15 protein-coding genes are annotated in these 17958 nt (G+C 47.0%); 6 read left to right on the plus strand and 9 right to left on the minus strand.

Going from position 1 to position 17958, the window contains the following annotated elements; genetic code table 11:
- The first annotated feature begins 111 nt into the window (after positions 1-111).
- Positions 112-834, plus strand: coding sequence for a cysteine hydrolase family protein (locus tag ACG1BZ_RS12800; RefSeq protein ID WP_413662148.1), 723 nt, complete (start codon positions 112-114; stop codon positions 832-834).
- A gap of 68 nt (positions 835-902) precedes the next feature.
- Here the strand turns inward: ACG1BZ_RS12800 and ACG1BZ_RS12805 are convergent, their stop codons facing one another.
- From ACG1BZ_RS12805 to ACG1BZ_RS12820, 4 genes are all read right to left on the minus strand, one after another.
- A complete protein-coding gene (locus ACG1BZ_RS12805) occupies positions 903-1424 on the minus strand; it encodes a DUF4166 domain-containing protein (RefSeq protein WP_413662149.1) in 522 nt (173 codons plus the stop codon).
- Positions 1425-1538: 114 nt separating this feature from the next.
- Positions 1539-2843 (minus strand): hypothetical protein, encoded by a 1305-nt coding sequence (locus ACG1BZ_RS12810; RefSeq protein ID WP_413662150.1) that lies wholly within the window; start codon positions 2841-2843, stop codon positions 1539-1541.
- A 255-nt stretch (positions 2844-3098) separates the two neighbouring features.
- Positions 3099-4307: an ABC transporter permease gene (locus tag ACG1BZ_RS12815; protein ID WP_413662151.1), complete on the minus strand. Its 1209-nt coding sequence runs from the start codon at positions 4305-4307 to the stop codon at positions 3099-3101.
- A complete protein-coding gene (locus ACG1BZ_RS12820; protein ID WP_413662152.1) occupies positions 4297-5034 on the minus strand; it encodes an ABC transporter ATP-binding protein in 738 nt (245 codons plus the stop codon). Before ACG1BZ_RS12820 ends, ACG1BZ_RS12815 begins: the two co-directional genes overlap by 11 nt.
- 86 nt (positions 5035-5120) lie before the next feature.
- On the opposite strand from ACG1BZ_RS12820, the gene ACG1BZ_RS12825 reads away from it, so the two are divergent.
- Positions 5121-5744 carry a DUF3299 domain-containing protein gene (locus ACG1BZ_RS12825; protein WP_413662153.1) on the plus strand — a complete coding sequence of 208 codons (624 nt, stop codon included), beginning with the start codon at positions 5121-5123 and terminating at the stop codon, positions 5742-5744.
- A 51-nt stretch (positions 5745-5795) separates the two neighbouring features.
- Here the strand turns inward: ACG1BZ_RS12825 and ACG1BZ_RS12830 are convergent, their stop codons facing one another.
- The gene (locus ACG1BZ_RS12830) at positions 5796-8021 is read right to left on the minus strand and encodes a S46 family peptidase (RefSeq protein WP_413662154.1); all 2226 of its coding nucleotides are present in this window, start codon (positions 8019-8021) and stop codon (positions 5796-5798) included.
- Positions 8022-8650: 629 nt separating this feature from the next.
- On the opposite strand from ACG1BZ_RS12830, the gene ACG1BZ_RS12835 reads away from it, so the two are divergent.
- The 4 genes from ACG1BZ_RS12835 (at position 8651) to ACG1BZ_RS12850 (ending at position 13212) form a co-directional block, all read left to right on the plus strand.
- The gene (locus ACG1BZ_RS12835; RefSeq protein ID WP_413662155.1) at positions 8651-9373 is read left to right on the plus strand and encodes a DUF1826 domain-containing protein; all 723 of its coding nucleotides are present in this window, start codon (positions 8651-8653) and stop codon (positions 9371-9373) included.
- A gap of 42 nt (positions 9374-9415) precedes the next feature.
- On the plus strand, positions 9416-11743 hold the full coding sequence (locus ACG1BZ_RS12840; protein WP_413662156.1) for a TonB-dependent receptor: 2328 nt from the start codon (positions 9416-9418) through the stop codon (positions 11741-11743).
- A 165-nt stretch (positions 11744-11908) separates the two neighbouring features.
- On the plus strand, positions 11909-12124 hold the full coding sequence (locus tag ACG1BZ_RS12845; RefSeq protein WP_413662157.1) for a hypothetical protein: 216 nt from the start codon (positions 11909-11911) through the stop codon (positions 12122-12124).
- Positions 12125-12654: 530 nt separating this feature from the next.
- Positions 12655-13212, plus strand: coding sequence for a hypothetical protein (locus ACG1BZ_RS12850; RefSeq protein WP_157953999.1), 558 nt, complete (start codon positions 12655-12657; stop codon positions 13210-13212).
- 158 nt (positions 13213-13370) lie between these two features.
- Here the strand turns inward: ACG1BZ_RS12850 and ACG1BZ_RS12855 are convergent, their stop codons facing one another.
- The 4 genes from ACG1BZ_RS12855 to ACG1BZ_RS12870 all read right to left on the minus strand — a co-directional run bounded on the left by ACG1BZ_RS12855 (position 13371) and on the right by ACG1BZ_RS12870 (position 17956).
- On the minus strand, positions 13371-13856 hold the full coding sequence (locus tag ACG1BZ_RS12855; protein ID WP_413662158.1) for a DUF6702 family protein: 486 nt from the start codon (positions 13854-13856) through the stop codon (positions 13371-13373).
- Positions 13857-13963: 107 nt separating this feature from the next.
- Positions 13964-16327 (minus strand): M1 family metallopeptidase, encoded by a 2364-nt coding sequence (locus ACG1BZ_RS12860; RefSeq protein ID WP_413662159.1) that lies wholly within the window; start codon positions 16325-16327, stop codon positions 13964-13966.
- 121 nt (positions 16328-16448) lie between these two features.
- Positions 16449-17489 carry a CobW family GTP-binding protein gene (locus tag ACG1BZ_RS12865; RefSeq protein ID WP_413662160.1) on the minus strand — a complete coding sequence of 347 codons (1041 nt, stop codon included), beginning with the start codon at positions 17487-17489 and terminating at the stop codon, positions 16449-16451.
- Positions 17489-17956, minus strand: coding sequence for a Fur family transcriptional regulator (locus ACG1BZ_RS12870; protein WP_282933007.1), 468 nt, complete (start codon positions 17954-17956; stop codon positions 17489-17491). The genes ACG1BZ_RS12865 and ACG1BZ_RS12870 overlap by 1 nt, the downstream gene beginning before the upstream one ends.
- Positions 17957-17958: the final 2 nt, after the last annotated feature.

A 17958-nucleotide genomic window follows, 5' to 3' on the forward strand; every position in this document is an offset into this window, starting at 1 on the left:
CCTAAGCAAGAATTGTGCGCCCGATAAAGCCTTGCCATTCAATCAAGCTCTCAATCAACGCTATTATCCATTAGCAATCACTTTCTCTATCAATAATTAGAGGCCTTGACAATGAGCACTTCAGATTCATCGGACAAAAATGGCCCTGTCGAGGCCAACCCATACAAGTGGCCATATAATGGGGATCTAAGGCCAGAAAACACCGCTCTCGTGGTTATTGATATGCAGGTGGACTTTTGCAGCCCCGGCGGCTATGTCGACAAGATGGGATATGATCTGGAGGCAATGCGCAGGCCCATCGAACCCATCCAGCAAGTATTGAATGCGATGCGGGCAGAAAACTACCACATTATGTACACCCGGGAGGGACATCGCCCCGACCTTTCTGACCTCCCTCCAAACAAACGCTGGCGCTCACGACAAATTGCTGCAGGTATCGGCGACCCGGGACCATGTGGACGTATTTTAGTCAGAGGGGAACCTGGTTGGGACGTGATCCCAGAACTAGCGCCCAAAGCTGGTGAGGTCATTATTGATAAGCCAGGCAAAGGTACCTTCTTTTCTACAGACTTCGGGCTAATACTCAAGCTTAAAGGGATCGATAACTTGATTCTCGTGGGCGTTACAACCGACGTCTGCGTACACACCACCATGAGGGAAGCCAATGATCGAGGATTCGAGTGCCTGCTTCTATCAGACTGCACTGGGGCTACCGACATCGGCAACCATGAGTCGGCTCTCAAGATGATTACTATGCAGGGAGGTGTCTTTGGCGCTCATACAGATAGCCATAAACTTCTGAAGGGACTAGCGGAAGCCTCTAATACCAAGTAAGTAAACAATATATTGTAGTTGGGGAAGAGCTTGTTACTGAGATCGCTCTTCCCTAATGGCATTTTAAATCAAGCGGGCTCCGTAATTTTCAGATCGCCAGCATATGATAAAATGAACCCCACTAAAAACATGTGCACACTGACACTGAACTGATACTGCCCTTCACTCTCTGTTTCATAAGCCTTGACTTTGGGCCAAAGAAACTTTGGCAAAGGTATACCTAATAGCTTCGTTTTCGAAAACTGATATTCAAGTGCTCCGTCGACATTATGAGCGGTAAACTGCATTTCCAAAGGGCCGAGCCTTTCCACCAGGTAATTTTTTTCTGAATAAAATGATGAACTCATCTTGAACCCATCGAAATCTCTCACCCAATCCATCCGATCGGAAAAGTGCCCACAATCAACAACTAACTGCGAACTTGAACTCGCCTTCGGGAATCTAAATATTGAACAAATAGTATTCGCAATAACTCCACCTCGTTTGACGACAACAGAACCCTCATACCTCTTCACCCCAGTGTGTGCAAATTGCAACAGTGGAGATAATTCATTGAATGAGGACCCCATATGAGCAGAAAGTATGTTCAATATTCACTCCAATTCACTTCCTTTACCCGCAGTACCATCTATACAGGTAACTGGCAGGCTGCAAATATTCAACCTGCCAGCGCACTCTCATTCAACTCGATGACTAAATCAAGCTTATTTGCTATTCGCTCTCAGAATAGTGCTCATAGCCCGGTGGGCGTCAACGAACCCAAGCCCGGTGTTGTGATCACCTAACCAACTGCGGCGAGCATTATCTTTCAATGACTTGCTCACTATTTGAGCAGCTTCTACCCTGCTAAAGCCGTAGTAGTCTGCCATTTCAAGGAGCAATAGGCTGACAGCCGCTAGTTGAGGAGCGGCAAAAGAGCTACCAGACTCAAAGTTTTGACTGGAAGCTGAATATACTGCATCGCCGGCAATAGCAAAGCTCCGCCTAATAGCCAAGGGGTTGTAACCCGGAACCGTCGCCGTAAGTGAAATCTCATTTGAGAATGGCTGGAGGTTGATTGCAAAAAACAAATTCTCAGCACCGGCCTGCCCTTCGTTCTGAGCAAGGAATGCCCTGATTAAATCCAGGTCATAGGTAAAGAAGCTGCCGAGTGGTGGTAGCTCCAAGCGCTCTCTCACATCGGTGTTGTTATGCTCAAGATCTGTACCTGTATTTCCCAGTGACTTGGTAAAAATCTTACTTTGTAAAATAGCGGAGAGATGCTCTGCAAACTCTGGGTCGAGTTGGTCATTGGTGATATGAAATGCACGGCTCATATTGATCACACTAATGTCATCTCGATACCGCATATAGGCCATTGCATCATTATAAGTTTTGCTCTCGGCACTAACGGGTACAATAGTCGCCTTCGGAGCAATATCCAAAATGATATCAATTACGGTGTTACCATGAAGGAAAGTAATGGGATCACCAAATGCAACTTCTGCTTCAATATTGGGATACTGTTCGCGCTGCTCTTGTAAGCGTGTCGGATCAAACAAATCAAAGACAGCAATTACCATACCCTCGCCATCAAAGCGCTTAGTCAAAATTTGCTGTTTCAGTTTATAACCGGGTACATGGGGAAGCAGTAACTCATTAATTGCCAACCTGAAGAGATTCAGGTCAGCAATAGCCGCATCAAATTCTGAACTATGCTGATTCTGGTAATCTTCTGGCTGAAACGTGTACAGAAGCTCGGCTAATACAATAAATTCTGTGATTGACTGACCCCACTTGTGCATCAGCAGCTCATCAACCATATAGTGGGATTTTGCCATTCCCGAATATTGATCAAAATCAGCTGCCAGATACTCTTCAATAATTGGAGTTACCGGCTCTTCCCAAGGCCAGGGGGTTAATTCTTTCACAATCTCTAAGGAATCTCTGGCCTGCTCAATATCTGGGGTTGAAGCAAATATATTGAGGCTACCCAGCAACATTAAGATTGTTAGTATTATCCTATTCAAAACTATTTCCTTGTCATGAAAAATTATTAGATAGTGTTTGTAGGCTGCTACAAGCCACGGGATATAAATAGTCCCAGTGACAGGAAAAGCTCGCAGCCTGGAAATAGGATCACGAATGGTGTGGAAAGGCAACAAAGCAAATATATAGAAATTACAAAGCTAATATCGCCCATAAAATAAAAGATATTCGGTTACCTCTGACATCAAAATCTAGAGAAAGTCTTACTCTGAATTTGGCTCGGCCTCAGCTTCTAGTCAATGCAGAAGATCACTATCCCCCAAAGACTGGCGGCATGCACTTATAGCGGGAATAGCAGCCACAATTAATGTGCTTACCAGTACTAAAGCTAAAAGCACAATCGTATGTTCGCCTATAACAACGCCGTCCAAATAGATTCCAAATTTATCTATCAGAATTGGCTCAACCAGCCAGCCTCCCATTATCAATCCAGAAACAGCAATTGTCGCACCTAAAAGTAAAACCAAAAATGCCTCAGCCTGGATCAATAGGAATAAAAACAAAGGGCCAGAACCTACAGTTCTCAGTAGTGCTATCTCCAGTCTGCGCTCGCGCATCGTGGAAAGTAGTAAGATACATAAGCCAAGTAATGCAGCCAAAACCACCATAGCTGAGACAAAAAATAATACCTTTTCTATACCACTGGATATCTGCCAAAGCTCCGATAGTGCAATGCCCGGCAATATTGCCAACAGCGGCTCCTTCGAATATTCGTTTATTTTTCTCTGTACCTGAAATGTAGCTATAGGGGAATTAAGCCCGAGCAAGAAGGCAGTAATGTTATTAGGCACCAGATCATCGTGCTCCGCATCAGCACCATGAACGGCTTCCAGTCCCGCCAAGCTTACATAGAGTGCTCGATCTACTGGTGTACCAGTAGGCTTGAGTATGCCACTAACGATAAAGGGGTTTTCACCATGCTCTGTGAAGCGCGTTCCAACCAAACCGTGCGCCAATGTGAGAGTGTCATCAAGTTGGTAGTTGAGTTCCCGAGCGACCTCCGCCCCCAATATGACACTAAAAGTATCGATAAAATTCTGGCCGGTTGATAGCTCCAATGGCCTCTTATTCCCATACCGATAGTGATCGAGAAATCCCGTTGAGGTTCCCACCACCCTGTAACCTTGGTGCGAATCCCCCAGGGATAGGGGTATCGCCCAACGTACCTGGGGTAAGTGAGTAAGTTCCTGGTAGCTATCCCATGAAATATGATTGCTGGCATTCCCAATATGGAATACGCTGTATAACAAGAGATTCAATTGTCCCGTAGGCGCCCCAACAATAAGGTCTACCCCTGACACAGTTCGACTAAAGCTGTTTTTAGTATGGCTTCGCAACTGCTCGATCCCCAACATTAGAATCAAACTGATTGCTACAGACAATACGGCCAGTGACACACTACCCTTACGCTGCATCAGGCTTTGCCAAGCAAGTTTAAAAAACATCGGCTAAAGCCTCCGGTGCAGTGTCCCACTCGGGCCTAAGTTTCCAGGCAATATTTATTTCGCGCATATCCATAACCAGAGGGAAGTGTCGTTCCAAAGAGCTATCGTGGCTGACAAAGATCAGAGTGCATTTCTTTTGCTGACATGCAGTCATCAACAACTGGACAAAAGCATCTCTCGCTTCAGGGTCCAAAGCAGATGTAGGCTCATCAACCAGCAATAACTGCGGTTCATTGATCAATGCCCGCACGATTGCCACCCTCTGTTGCTGTCCGACACTCAAGCTGGCCACTTTCTTGGGTAAAATTTCCTCTCCTAAACAGAGTCCCGTTAGCAGCTCATTAACCCTGCCGCGAAAATCGCCACGGAAACCAGAAAAGTGGGTGGCGACACGAATATTGTCCTCCACACTCAAATAGGGAATTAGGTTAAAGCGCTGAAATACAACGCCAATATGTCTCGCCCTGAAGCGATCCCGCTTGCGCTCACTCAGTGTACCCAGTGGTTGACTCAGAACCTTAAGGCTTCCAACTTTTGTTGACAGAATACCGGCCAGGAGGTTCAGCAGTGTTGATTTACCACTACCGGAGCGGCCACGTAAAAATACCTGCTCACCGACAGGCACTGACCAATAAGGGACCTCTAAAACCGAAGGACCTGTACGATAGGCGAAGCGCAGCTGCTCCACTTCAACCGCTAGTTTCAATTTCGTAGTGAAAGCATTCATCTTGCACCTCATTTGCAGCATGGATTTTTGCAAACAGATATATAATGATATATCAAATCATTTAATACGATAAATAAACCCCAGCCATGAACAGATATCTCTTCTCATCAGCCTGCACCCTGGCAATCGTACTACTCGTAGCTGGCTGTGATAGCCCAGTTGAAACCAATCAAGTTTCAGCGCCAGTCGCTGAAGATACTCAAGTCAAACAGGTAAGTATCAATTATCGTGAAGTCAGCTGGGAAGAGTTAATCCCAAAAGATGATCTGGATGCGTTACTCAACCCACCAGAATACATAGATGATATTGTTGAAGGCTCCACTGCCGACTCAATGCCTGACACATCAGCTATTGCCTCTACGAGCGAAAATGAAAGCCGTTACCAAGCTGCTTTGACTTCCACCCGAATAAAACCAGAGTTCGACAATCAACAGATACGTATTGCTGGGTTTATAGTTCCAATTGAATTCAATGACGAATTAACAATTTCCAATTTCCTTTTTGTTCCCTACTTCGGAGCCTGTATCCACCTGCCGCCCCCACCTCCAAATCAGGTTATCCATGGCAGTTTTTCTGAGGGAGTTCAAGTTGACGCTCTGTACGAACCTTTCTCTATAGAAGGGAAACTGAGAACATTGAAAATAGAAAGCGAGTTCGGAACTGCGGCTTACAGCATGGAAGTGGATAACATACAACCTTACACAGAATAATGTCCCCGGCGAGCGCTGCTCACCCGAGGACACTACTTCATCGATTGCCGGCTATTGGCCCATCTCCCGAACCAGGTATCCGGCACCGTCGATATTCTCCATTACCCAGAGAATGTAAGCGATGTCGACATGAATCGCCCGGGTGCTATCGGTGAAGTCCCAATCAGCATTGATGCTATCGTATGTTCCGTCAAATACGACTCCCACCAGCTCGCCGCGACCATTCATTGTCGGAGATCCTGAGTTACCGCCCGTAATATCTACGGTACTTAGGAAATTAACCGGTACTGAATCCAGCTGCTTTTCATAGTAGCGGCCATAGTTCTTCTTATCGATCGCTTCCATCAAAGCCTTGGGAGCATCAAAGGGGTCCTCGCCGGTATACTTTGCCTTAATACCACGCAATGTTGTAAAAGGTACAAAGCCTTGTTTACCGTCATTACCATCTGCTGCCTCTTTAATTGTTCCAGCTGGTGGCTCATAGCCTTTAACCAGGCCATAAGTCACGCGAAGAGAGCTATTTGCATCCGGGTAGACCGGCTTACCTAGGGAGTGGTAATAATCTATCAGCATCTCCATATACTGTGGGCGCAATTGAGCGAAGCGCCCTTTCATGGACTCCTCATGCTCTTCACGCGTAAGCATGTCTTCGTACATGGCCACTGCCAGCTGGATAAACGGGTCTTTGCTCTCTTTAAAGTCTTCAGGCTTTTTACCGATCCACGCTTCACGTACCTCGACATCGGAAAGCTCTGTTTCCTTATACATTTTGTCGAGAGTTGCCTCTAAGTCAGTATTGCCTTTGCCGATATTCAAGTAACGATCAAAGCTGGCTATACGCTGCTCCTTAGGGAGCGCCTGATAACGGTCCAGGAAGTAAAGCCAGATCTGTTTGTCGACTGATGGGTGATAGCTGCGCTCTATACGTCGCATGCCCTCTTTGAATCGGATTAGATCCCGTTCCTGATAACCCGGCTTGCGCTCAGCATCCGGTTTTTCGTTCTCTTTGGCCAATCGATACAGTTTGCTCGCGGCACCCAGCATGGCTGAACGATCCATATAATCGATGGCCAGGTCCTGCTCACGGGTTGATTCTTTTTCTACAACCAGCGCCTCGAGATCATCGATCGTCGACTGGTATTTTTTCTCGCGGGCCTTGTCTGAATCCACCCAAGCTTGCAAATCTTTTTCCAGCTTTTCTTTACGCTGCAATAGATCGCTACGCTGGTATCCCTCCATCATGCCGGTAAAGTTTTTAGAGTAATTATTCAAGCCTGCCACGAGACTGGCATACTTTAACTCTGCATCTTTATTGTCGGCGGTAGCCGCACCAATCGTTTCTGACCACTCACCCAATACCCGCTGCATGTTTGGGTAATACCAATTAAAGTTACTTTCCACTTCCTGGGCGGTGCGATAGCGATTAGTGCGGCCAGGGTAACCGGCAACCATCACAAAATCGCCTTCCTTAGGGCCTTTTGCCGCTACGGGCAGGTAGTGCTTGGGCTCGTAAGGGACATTATCTTTGGAATAATCAGCCGGTTTACCATCTTTGCCAACATAGGCGCGGTAGAAAGCGTAATCGCCGGTATGGCGAGGCCACATCCAGTTATCGATATCGCCGCCGAATTTGCCAATCGAAGACGCCGGCGCATGAACTAAGCGCACATCGCGGATTTCTAGCTGCTTAACCAGGTAGTAGTTCAAACCGCCGTAGTAGCTATAGACCTCACAGCGATGGCCCGGATCTTTTTCACACTCGGAAACCAGCGCCTTCTCCGCTTCTTCGATAGCGGCAAAACGTGCAGCACCATCCATCTCATCTGTCAGGCGTTCGTTAACCTTGTCCGTTACTTCGTTCATTGCAACGGTGACGTAGACGCGGGAGCCCGGTGCAGCAGGCAGCTCTTCAGACAAATCTCCGGCCAGGAAACCTTCAGCCAGTAAATCCTTGGATTCAGTTGAATTGTATGAAATTGAACCGTAGGCGCAGTGGTGGTTGGTAATCACCAATCCCGTGGGAGAGACAAAGGAAGCGGAACATCCCCCCAGGCTGATCACCGCGTTCATTGGAAATTCGGTAAGCTTGGTCATGCTAGCTGGGTCCAGCTCCAGGCCATGAGTGCGAAGCTCTTTGGACAACTCAGGCAACTGGTGAGGTTGCCACATGCCTTCAGTCGAAACACTCTCTTTCTCTGCGGCGAGGCTGGCGCAACTCGCTCCAGCAAATAATGCAGCAGTTGCAACCCCGTAAACAATAGAATTATTTATTTTCATATTTACTCAGCAATATTTAAAAAATAACAGGTTAATTTTGGGTACTTCCCAACGCTAACCCTGTCTTTTCCGGTACACCGAAAATTCACTCATAAACACGGCAGGCTGACAGAGTAACACACCCACCCCGGCTGCAGGCCGGCACGAAGCTGCACCCCTAGCTAAATCCTGCCAATCATTGCCATTATTTCCCTGGCTCCTCCACTCAAGTGGGATAAACCATAAACACACAATTGATACACTGTATCATTTTACCCAATCAAATCTGATCAAAATGTGAATTACGACGACAGCAAGAAAGAAATCTGCGATAAACAGTTTTGCTGCTAAAAAGAACATCGCCGAATAATCTACTTGCGCCAGGCAGTGGTCAATACGTCTCACCAAGGTTCCCTCCAGCTATCAGAACTCCTGATGAATTCGGTCTTCAAGCTTGATTCACCCCAATGTTGGAGGTTGCCTAGGCCGACCATTCTCAATATGATATGTTATATCATAGCTTGAATTAAAGAGTGGGTAGTGCGAGTGAGGAATTTAGGTATTGCAGCGCCCGCCACAGCAGAGAGCAAAGCAATTAAAGCCTCTGAAAATAGTGTTTATTAGCCGAAGTTACTTAATTGGAGATTAGCTTGAGCCTGACCGACTTTACAGAAAGAAGCCATGAGACACTTATCACACAAACTCCAAGTGCTGAACTGGCTCCGAAAGAGGAAGGACTGTCAGAGGCAGACCTGCCAAATACCCGTCGGGCCGTATCTGCAGATAATGGAGAAGTTTTAGCAGATATTTTCCAAGCTGATATCAATATGGCCATTTGGCAACGGGAACTGCCCGGTAGCATAGCCAGTGATTGCCGCACCCTCTTAAATAGTGGTGTACACCCCAACCGCCGGATTCTGCTTCCCACCACCAAGATTGACCGTCTCGCTGAAGTATTACCGGAGCTTAAGCCCTACCCGCACCTATGTGCTGATATCCAGCTACTGGCAGATATGTTCAGTTACCTGTTTGAGTTAAGCGGAGTCGGCATTCGCTTAACAACCTTAAGCGGTGCAATGTGCCCCAAGTTTCATGTAGATCGGGTGCCCTGCCGATTGATTACGACATATTTAGGTACAGGTACAGAGTGGCTGACTCCAGACTTTATTGACCCAAATACGCTCGACTTAAAGGCTAACCAGGAATTCCCTCCAACTTCCATTAATCACCTGGCATGCGGCTCGGTTGCCCTTCTCAAAGGCGAACTCTGGGAGGGCAATGAAGGGGCCGGTCTAATCCACCGCTCGCCGAGTGTCGAGCCCGGCCAACTGCGACTGCTACTCACTTTCGATTTCGGGTCCGCCGACGAGTGAGGAGCACTTACTGGGACGTAAAACTCTTATTAGGAATAACCCATGAAATTTACCGCGAACCTTTTCGCACTGATGACTCTTTCAAACTTGGCCCATGGAATTTCCGGACAGGTATTAGATACTTCTGGAGAGCCCATCTATGGCGCCAGTATTGAAGTCGCGGGAAGTCGACTACAGACCCAAACAGATGCCCAGGGCCGATTTTCACTTGAGGTGAATACTTCACAGCTCCGCGAGATCCATATCAATGCCCCGGGGCACAGCCATAAGACAGTAATTTTACAAGCTGGTCAGGATGAGCCCCTGAAGGTTACCTTGCAACACACTGTTATCGAACAAATTGACGTAACAGCCACGCCATTACATGCTTCCACTATTGAATCAGCACAACCAGTAACAGTGGTAGCCGGTGAAGAGCTGCGTCGAAAACAAGCCTCCACTTTGGGAGAAACCCTCAAGAATGAAGTAGGGGTTCATTCCAGTTACTTTGGACCAGTAGCCAGTAGTCCCATTATCCGCGGACTCAACGGCCCCCGCGTTCTGATTACCCAAAATGGGCTCGATAGCGCTGATGCCTCCCGAGTTGGCCCAGACCATGTCGTCGCCACTGAGACCATTACTGCAGAGCAGATAGAAATCCTGCGGGGGCCTGCCACTTTATTTTATGGTTCAGGAGCCATTGGTGGCGTAGTCAATGTTGTAGATGAGCGGATCCCTACCTCTAGTGAAAACAGGACCGCTTACTCGCTGGGCAGCAATACCGTGGCAGATGAGCGCGAAGCCTCGCTGGCTCATACCGGCGGCAATGATCAGTTGGCGTATCACGTGGACAGTTTCTGGCGCAAAGGTGACGACTATGAAATTCCCACCTCAAGCGACTATGGCAAAGAATCCAGTGAGGTATTAGAGAACAGTGACTCAAAAAGCAAAGGGTTCAACATCGGTGGCAACTGGTTTTTAGATAATGGTTCAATCGGCCTTGCCTATGGACGCCTGGAGCGAATTAACGGTATTCCCGGGCACAGCCATTCGCACGCTGAAGAACATGAGGAACACGAGGAAGATGAGTCAGAGCATCATGACGAGCATGAAGAAGAGTTAGAAGTAGTCTCTGACTTGAAACAGGACCGCTGGCAATTGGCTAGCGAACTGTCACTGGATAACCCATGGTTGAGCGGCCTGGATGCCAGAATTGGCTACACAGACTACGAACATTCTGAGATCGAAAACAACGCTATCGGTACGACATTCAGTAATCAAACACTGCAAGCACGGGTCAACCTGCTGCTGCAAGAGATGGCCGGCTGGCGTGGTGCAATAACCCTGGAAAGCAAAACCACCGATTTTGAAGCAATAGGCGAAGAGGCGTTCACTCCGCCGAGCACAACGGAAAGCTCAGCGATTGGGCTAATACAGGAAAAGCACACGGGAGAGTTCCTATGGCAGTTAGGAGCCCGAATCGAAAGAGTCACTATCGAAGCCACCGATGATGACTGGGAGGGGGGAAATCTCGATAAGTTAGCTTTCACACCCTATAGTTTTTCTGCCGGCTTGGTCTGGGACATTGCCGCTAATTACAATGCCGGCATCTCTTTTACCCACGCCCAACGAGCACCCAGTGCCGCTGAACTTTTTTCTTATGGTCCCCATATTGGCACCAGCACCTTCGAAGTCGGCGCACTATTTAGACTGGATGACACAGAAGAGCCCTATTTTTACTACGAGAACAATGTTGAGGAAGAGGTTTCCAACAACATTGACCTCAGTTTTCGCCGACATTCCGGAAATATCGGCTGGGTGCTGAATCTATTCTACAACCAGGTTGATAATTTCTACTACGAGCGAAATACGGGCTACACCAGCGAAGATATTGAAGAGCATGGTCACGATGAAGAAGAAGAGAGTCACGATCATGGCGAATTACCCGTTTATGTCTTCGATCAAGCTGATTCGACACTCTACGGGCTAGAAGCTGAATTTGCCTGGCAGATATCCAAGCCAATCACATTAACACTGTGGGGAGACACTGTTCGTGGAAAGTTAGATGACGGAGGTAACCTGCCTCGTATTCCACCTGCACGATTGGGCAGTATGTTAAGTTATAGCTCTAATGGATGGGATGCAGGAATTGAGATTACGCACGCGTTTGAGCAAAACAAAGTATCAGAACTGGAAACCAGCACCGCTGCTTACACACTTTTGAATACTGAGCTTGCATACACTTTTCAAGGAAGCCAACACGACCTCACCGTTTACCTGAAGGCTAACAATCTAACTGACGAGTTAGCTTACGTGCATTCATCCTTCCTAAAGGAACTTGCTCCACTGCCGGGGCGGAACTTTAGTGTTGGATTGCGAGGCATGTTTTAGTCAGGGAAAGGCTTTAGTCAATCAATCAAACCACCAGCAGTAATCATTGCCGGTGGTTTTTCCATTTTATAAATTGCCCTCAATAAGAACTTAGATAAATCCCTGCGTTTTCACAAGAACTTCCCTTAGGGCCCGTAGGCACCAAGAAAATAATTAGGAGTTATTATGACCCAGCCAGTAGTACCAGAGAATTTCAACGCTTGGCTACATTGCATTACGGTAGAGTGCGGCATCGAACTAACACCAGAATTTGTTGATGAGCGCATCAATGCACTGCAGGACAACAAGAATTACCACACCCGTAATTTTATTCTCTTATACGGGCAAGAACACCACCAGAAAGTACTCAGCTGGTTTAAACAAGTACGTGAAGGAATATAACCCCGGAGACAACCAAAAACCACTAAAACCAAAGGACACAATAGCCTCGACTGGCATTATGTGACTCCAGATTAATAGTTTTATAAGGAAATCCAAACACCCTACCCATCGATGCGGATAATTTAAGAAAGATTTACATCTAGCTATTACTCCACCCTAAAACAACCATAGCGACCTCAACTCAACTGCCTTTACAAGCAACATGAAGCCGTTAATAACATCCAGAAATTGATACCAGAGATCACAGTTACTCAAACTAAAGATCTGAAACGGAAATTACGAAAATGAAACCCCTGATACCAAGTAGGGTTTTACGACTTGCCGCCCACAAAGCGCGGCCATTTAATCAAAAAATATAAAATAAAGAGTCGCATCTAGAGATTGCCATTAGCCGACTAAAACACAGCATTACAAATAGCACTTTTTTCTAACAGTTAGGTCCGCCATTCATTTATCATGGCTTCAATGCGATTCATTTGGTGCATTAACATTTAGAAAACAACTTCTAAGCATAAAAATAAGGAACAAAAATGCCACTAATGACCTTAATCCCTGAGGGGCAAACACCAGGTAGAAGAACGCGTCTGTTAGCTGAGGCGATGGGAAATGCGAAACCCGCTTTCATGAACGGCACTCTGACAGGACCAGAGCTTTCCCTTTATACAAAACTAAGTAGTTTGCAATGCTGGGACGCTGCGCTCTACTGTGCCTGGAGCGCCAAGGGTGTAAACTGCCCAAGTGTAACCATGGACAACAAAAACTATAATGTTACTGGTAACAATAACTACAATAGAATTTTTGGAGCCACCCCCAGAACCCGATCAGTTAATACTCTGCACGATTTAATGACCTTGCCGGAGGGCTGCTTCGTTGGTTTTCTATCAAATTTAGGAGTTATGAGACATGTAATGATTCATACCTCAAATGGTCATGGAGCAGGCAATAAAAGTGACTGTGTTTTTACTGATGGAAATACAGGCGGTTGGGAGCTACTAGATATGGCTCATTTTTTTGGTAAAGATAGTAATCATAACGGCAATTCCCATACAACCATGATATATATGCCGGTAACGGGGCAAGTAATTTAACTTTTCTCAAGAGTGACGTATAGCCTATTGAGCTATTCTGCTCTTGACTGCATCAGTTCAGATTTGATCTGACAGTTACCGGTTTTCAAAAGGTCTTCTGTCAGGTCAACCCTGAACGATCAACTACAGAATTAGATACTATCTGACAAGTTTCCAGCTCATAAAGTGAACCCTACCTTACTCTCACCGGGCTTTAAGGTGTAGCTTTGAGTTCCCCTGCCATTATTGACATTCAATGTGTTCACCTGGTCCCGCTCTATCTCCATCAGCATTGATTGTTTAACGTTCAATTTTTTACTGGAAATATCTACCATAGGCACTTCCTGATATATCCAAATGTCATGAACGTCGGCTTCCATACCTACCCAATTAAGCTTCACCACCTCACCATTTTCCTGGCTAATCTGAAATCTTGAATTGACATAGCTCTCCATCTGTCTTTGTGCTTCATTCAACTCTTTACTGGCACTTATTGATAAGGCCTTTTCAATGTCAGCAACAAAAAAACGATGGGAAACCTCCAGCGTTTGAGTACGCCCGTTTACGGAGAGGTTGGTCAAACCAAAATGATAGCGATGTGCATTTGCCTGGAATGAAAATACCGAGGTTGTGACTATCACTAAAAAGGAAAGTAAAACTTTCATCAAATACTACCACTACACAATGAATGTTTCAGATGGATATTTTTAGTAAAAAGGACAAAAGTGCAGCCTCCAGGCCGACCGCCTGCGTGCTGCACTTTTTCCAAGACCTAATCTTCCTCTTTAAGCTCCTCATCCCAATCTTTCATCAAGTTACGCTGCTTTTCATCCTTAAATAGTTCCAGGCGTGACTTGATAATTCGACGTGGATAGAAGTTGTTCTCCACATTGACATCCGCTGTTTCCCAATGGGGATCGAGCACTACAGACTTAAGCACCTTGCTCTTATCCCTCACCAGCATTTTGGAGGTCTTCTTGGCATTGCGAGTCCAGATTTCAGCGGGGATACGCAAATCCTCAACACTCCCATCTTCATATTCCAGCCGCAGGAACAGTGGCATCACCAAGCCACCAATATTGCTAAAGTCCAGCACGTAGACATTACTCTCAACCTTGAGCATGTCTTTTTCCCAGTCCTCTAGATTTTCTAGTTTACTTTGGTAGCTATTGCGATCCGCATTAGAAACGTCAAACTCATCGTGAGTATTATAGAAGTCTTCCAACTCCGGCTTAGCATCGACGATTCGAGTCAACTTTTTCGCGCGATTTTCAATAACAGTGATAGTCTCGGGTTCCCGTTTATGCTGGGCGCGCTTCCAAGGCCCTTCCACTTCAGGATTTTGTGTACCAACGGTGTAATGATGTACGGCATCAAGGCTGATATCGACATTATCAGTGGTGTAGAACCATCCGCGCCAGAACCAATCCAGGTCCATACCTGATGCATCTTCCATAGTGCGGAAAAAGTCCGCAGGCATAGGGCGTTTGAACTTCCAACGCTGGGCATATTCCCGGAAAGCAAAATCGAACAACTCACGCCCCATAATGGATTCACGCAGGATATTCAGTGCAGCTGCAGGCTTACCGTAGGCATTGTTACCAAGCTGAAGCACAGATTCCGAGTTCGTCATAATCGGAACCTGGTTTTCACTCTTCATATACTCGACAATTTTTCGTGCATCGCCACGGCGGGATGGATACTTCTCTTCCCATTCCTGTTCAGCCAAGAACTGTACGAAGGTATTCAGGCCCTCATCCATCCAGGTCCACTGACGCTCATCAGAGTTGATGATCATAGGGTAATAATTGTGCCCCACCTCATGAATGATCACAGAGATAAGCCCATACTTGGTGCGGCGAGAGTAAGTACGCTTGCTGCGGTCCTCCTCATCAATTTCAGGGCGCGGACCATTGAAGGTGATCATGGGGTATTCCATTCCCCCCACAGGGCCATTGACGGAAATAGAGACCGGATAGGGATAGTCAAAACTGTAGCGGTTATAGATATCTATTGTATGAATAATGGACTCTGTTGAGTACTTGTCCCACAGTGGAGTGCCCTCTTCCGGGTAGAAGGACATAGCCATCGTATCGGTTCCACCCTTCTTGTAACCCTGTGCGTCCCACAGGAATTTACGTGACGAAGCCCAAGAAAAGTCACGTACATTCTCAGCTTCAAATACCCAGGTTTTACGCTTATTTGAACGACTTTTTTCGTTCTCCAGCGCTTCATTCTTAGTGACAATCATCACAGGCTTACTGGCTACTCGAGCCTTTCTCAAACGCTCGCGCTGCTTGGAGGTCAATACATCCTTGGGATTTTGAAGAACACCGGTTGCAGCAACGATATGATCTGCTGGCACTTCAATAGCAACGCGATAATCCCCAAACTCCAGCGCAAATTCGCCGCGTCCCAGGAACTGCTTGTTTTGCCACCCGCTAACATCGTTATATGCAGCCATACGAGGGAACCATTGGGCTATCTCGTATAAGTAGTTATCGTCGCGCTCAAAATATTCATAACCGGAACGCCCACCCAGTGCTTTCTGCTCAATAACCTTGTAAGCCCAGTCAATCTGGAAACTCACGCTGGAACCTGAGGCCAGAGGCTGGGGCAAGTCAATTCGCATGCCGGTATCGACAATAGTATGGCGAAGCTCCCTACCCCGAGTGTCAGCCACTTTAGTAATCTGGTATCCGCCTGGGAATTCACCGGATACTACTGCACGACGAAAACTCTTAAATGGAATGGTGTCCGGTTCAATAGCTTCCATATCAACCGGCGTCGCCAAATTACCAGAGGAATTTGGCTTGAAGCGATTTTGATCCAGTTGCACCCACAAGTAACGCAGGGTGTCCGGCGAATTATTGGTGTAAGTGATGGTCTCTGAAGCAGTGATCAGTTGCTTATCATCATCCAATGAAACCTTGATATCGTAGTCCGCCTGCTGCTGCCAATAGGCATGACCAGGGGCTCCCGACGCTGTTCGGTAACTATTCGGTGTCGGCAGCAGTTCCTCCAGCTGGCGGAACTTATCACCGGTTACATTTAGGGGATCTGCGGCAAAGCTGCCCGAGGTTCCGGACATAGCAAGCCATGCCACAGTTAAGCGGCCGAGTAATTTTATATTCATTGGTTTACTTCAGAGATTTACGTCAGATTAAAACTTTACGGAATACGGCCGCGAAAAAATGACCGAATTTATGCAAAAATTTCTAATAAGCCAGGCCAGATTTGAATACCTGGCCATATAGCTATTTGGATTCGTAAAACACTTTTGTTTCGGTACCCTGGTTATCCGCCAGGGCAGCGATCCAGGAGCTCTCCATTGCATCCCAATCCAAACGCGCTTGGTTAATCGCCTCTACCCGGCTTTCCAATGTGTCATCCAGCTCTAAAACTGTAAGCACTTTGTCAGCCTTATTAAATCCAAATACACCTTGCTCGGTAATAAATACCCCCTTGATTCTCTCAGCGTCAGTGCCACTGAATAGTGAAAAGAGCGCATCATAATCAAATATAAATTCAGGGCTAAAACGCCAGCCACAGCTGTAGTAACCCTCTCCGCTATTCTCTGAGCGGAGATAGCCACACTCCGGCAATAGCTCAACCTCATCCGCCGCCTGAGTTACTGGGTGGTGGTGGTCACTCCCCGACGAGACCTGAAAACTGCAGGGCAGTTGGAGCCAATCCAATTCGATACGCCCCTGCTCCACCACTTGCAGCGGTTTTTCAGCGCCCTCACCTAAGAACGAGAGAAATCGCTGAAGGTTTTGCAAGTCTTCGGGGCCGTAGAGATCAGACTTATTAGCCACTACCAGATCAGCAACTTCTAATTGCTGCCGAAAAGTCTCACTGCGTAAGTAGCGGTCGTCTTCAATACAGCGAGCATCGACCAAAGTTAGCGTACCGCGAAGGTCCAACACACCGCCGCGCACTGCATCAGACAAAGCCGCCAGCACCTCTCTAGGGTGCCCCAGGCCCGTCGGCTCAATTATTAATCGATGGGGCCTGGCCTTAGCCAGTAACTGGTTTAAAGCGACCTGCATCGGCAAACCAGCAGCACAGCACATACAACCGCCAGGTACCTCTCGAATATAAATATTGCCTTCCTGTTCTGGTTCAAAAAGTGCGCCATCAACGCCCACTTCTCCAAACTCATTGACCAGAACAGCCCAGCGCTCATCAGCGGGCTTACTTTCCAGGAGATGCCGGATAGCCGTTGTCTTGCCGACGCCCAAAAAACCAGTGATAACGTTGGCAGGTACCCCGCGTATTAACTGACTAGCTGCCACTAAGCTGCATCCCGGCTGCACTCATCACAAACACAATCCAGCTCCAATTGGGATGTCTGGAGATGATATCCAGCACTTTCAACCGTATCCCGCAATGCATCAATGACTTCGGGCCTAATGCCAATTTCCCGCACTTTGCTGCAGCGATTGCAGATTAAAAACTGTGGAGTCTGGTGGCTGTGGTCACAGGCAATATGAGCACAGGCCAGGTACTTGTTTTCTGAATTGAGTTTGTGAACCAGGTTCTCTGCTGCCAGAAAGTCCAGCATTCGATAGACTGACATGGCGGGAATTGAGTCGCCAAAGTCACCATTGTAATGCTCCGCTATTTCATAGGCAGAGAGCGGAGTTTTTGACCGCAACAACACGGTAAGAACGTTCTTACGCTTTTCAGTCAGGCGGGCACCTGAACTGCGACAGGTTTGTTCCGCCACACTCAGGGTCTGTTTGATTTGGGATGCTTTCATAG

Origin of the sequence: Microbulbifer sp. CNSA002 (assembly GCF_047324085.1) — a bacterium.
GTDB lineage: Bacteria > Pseudomonadota > Gammaproteobacteria > Pseudomonadales > Cellvibrionaceae > Microbulbifer.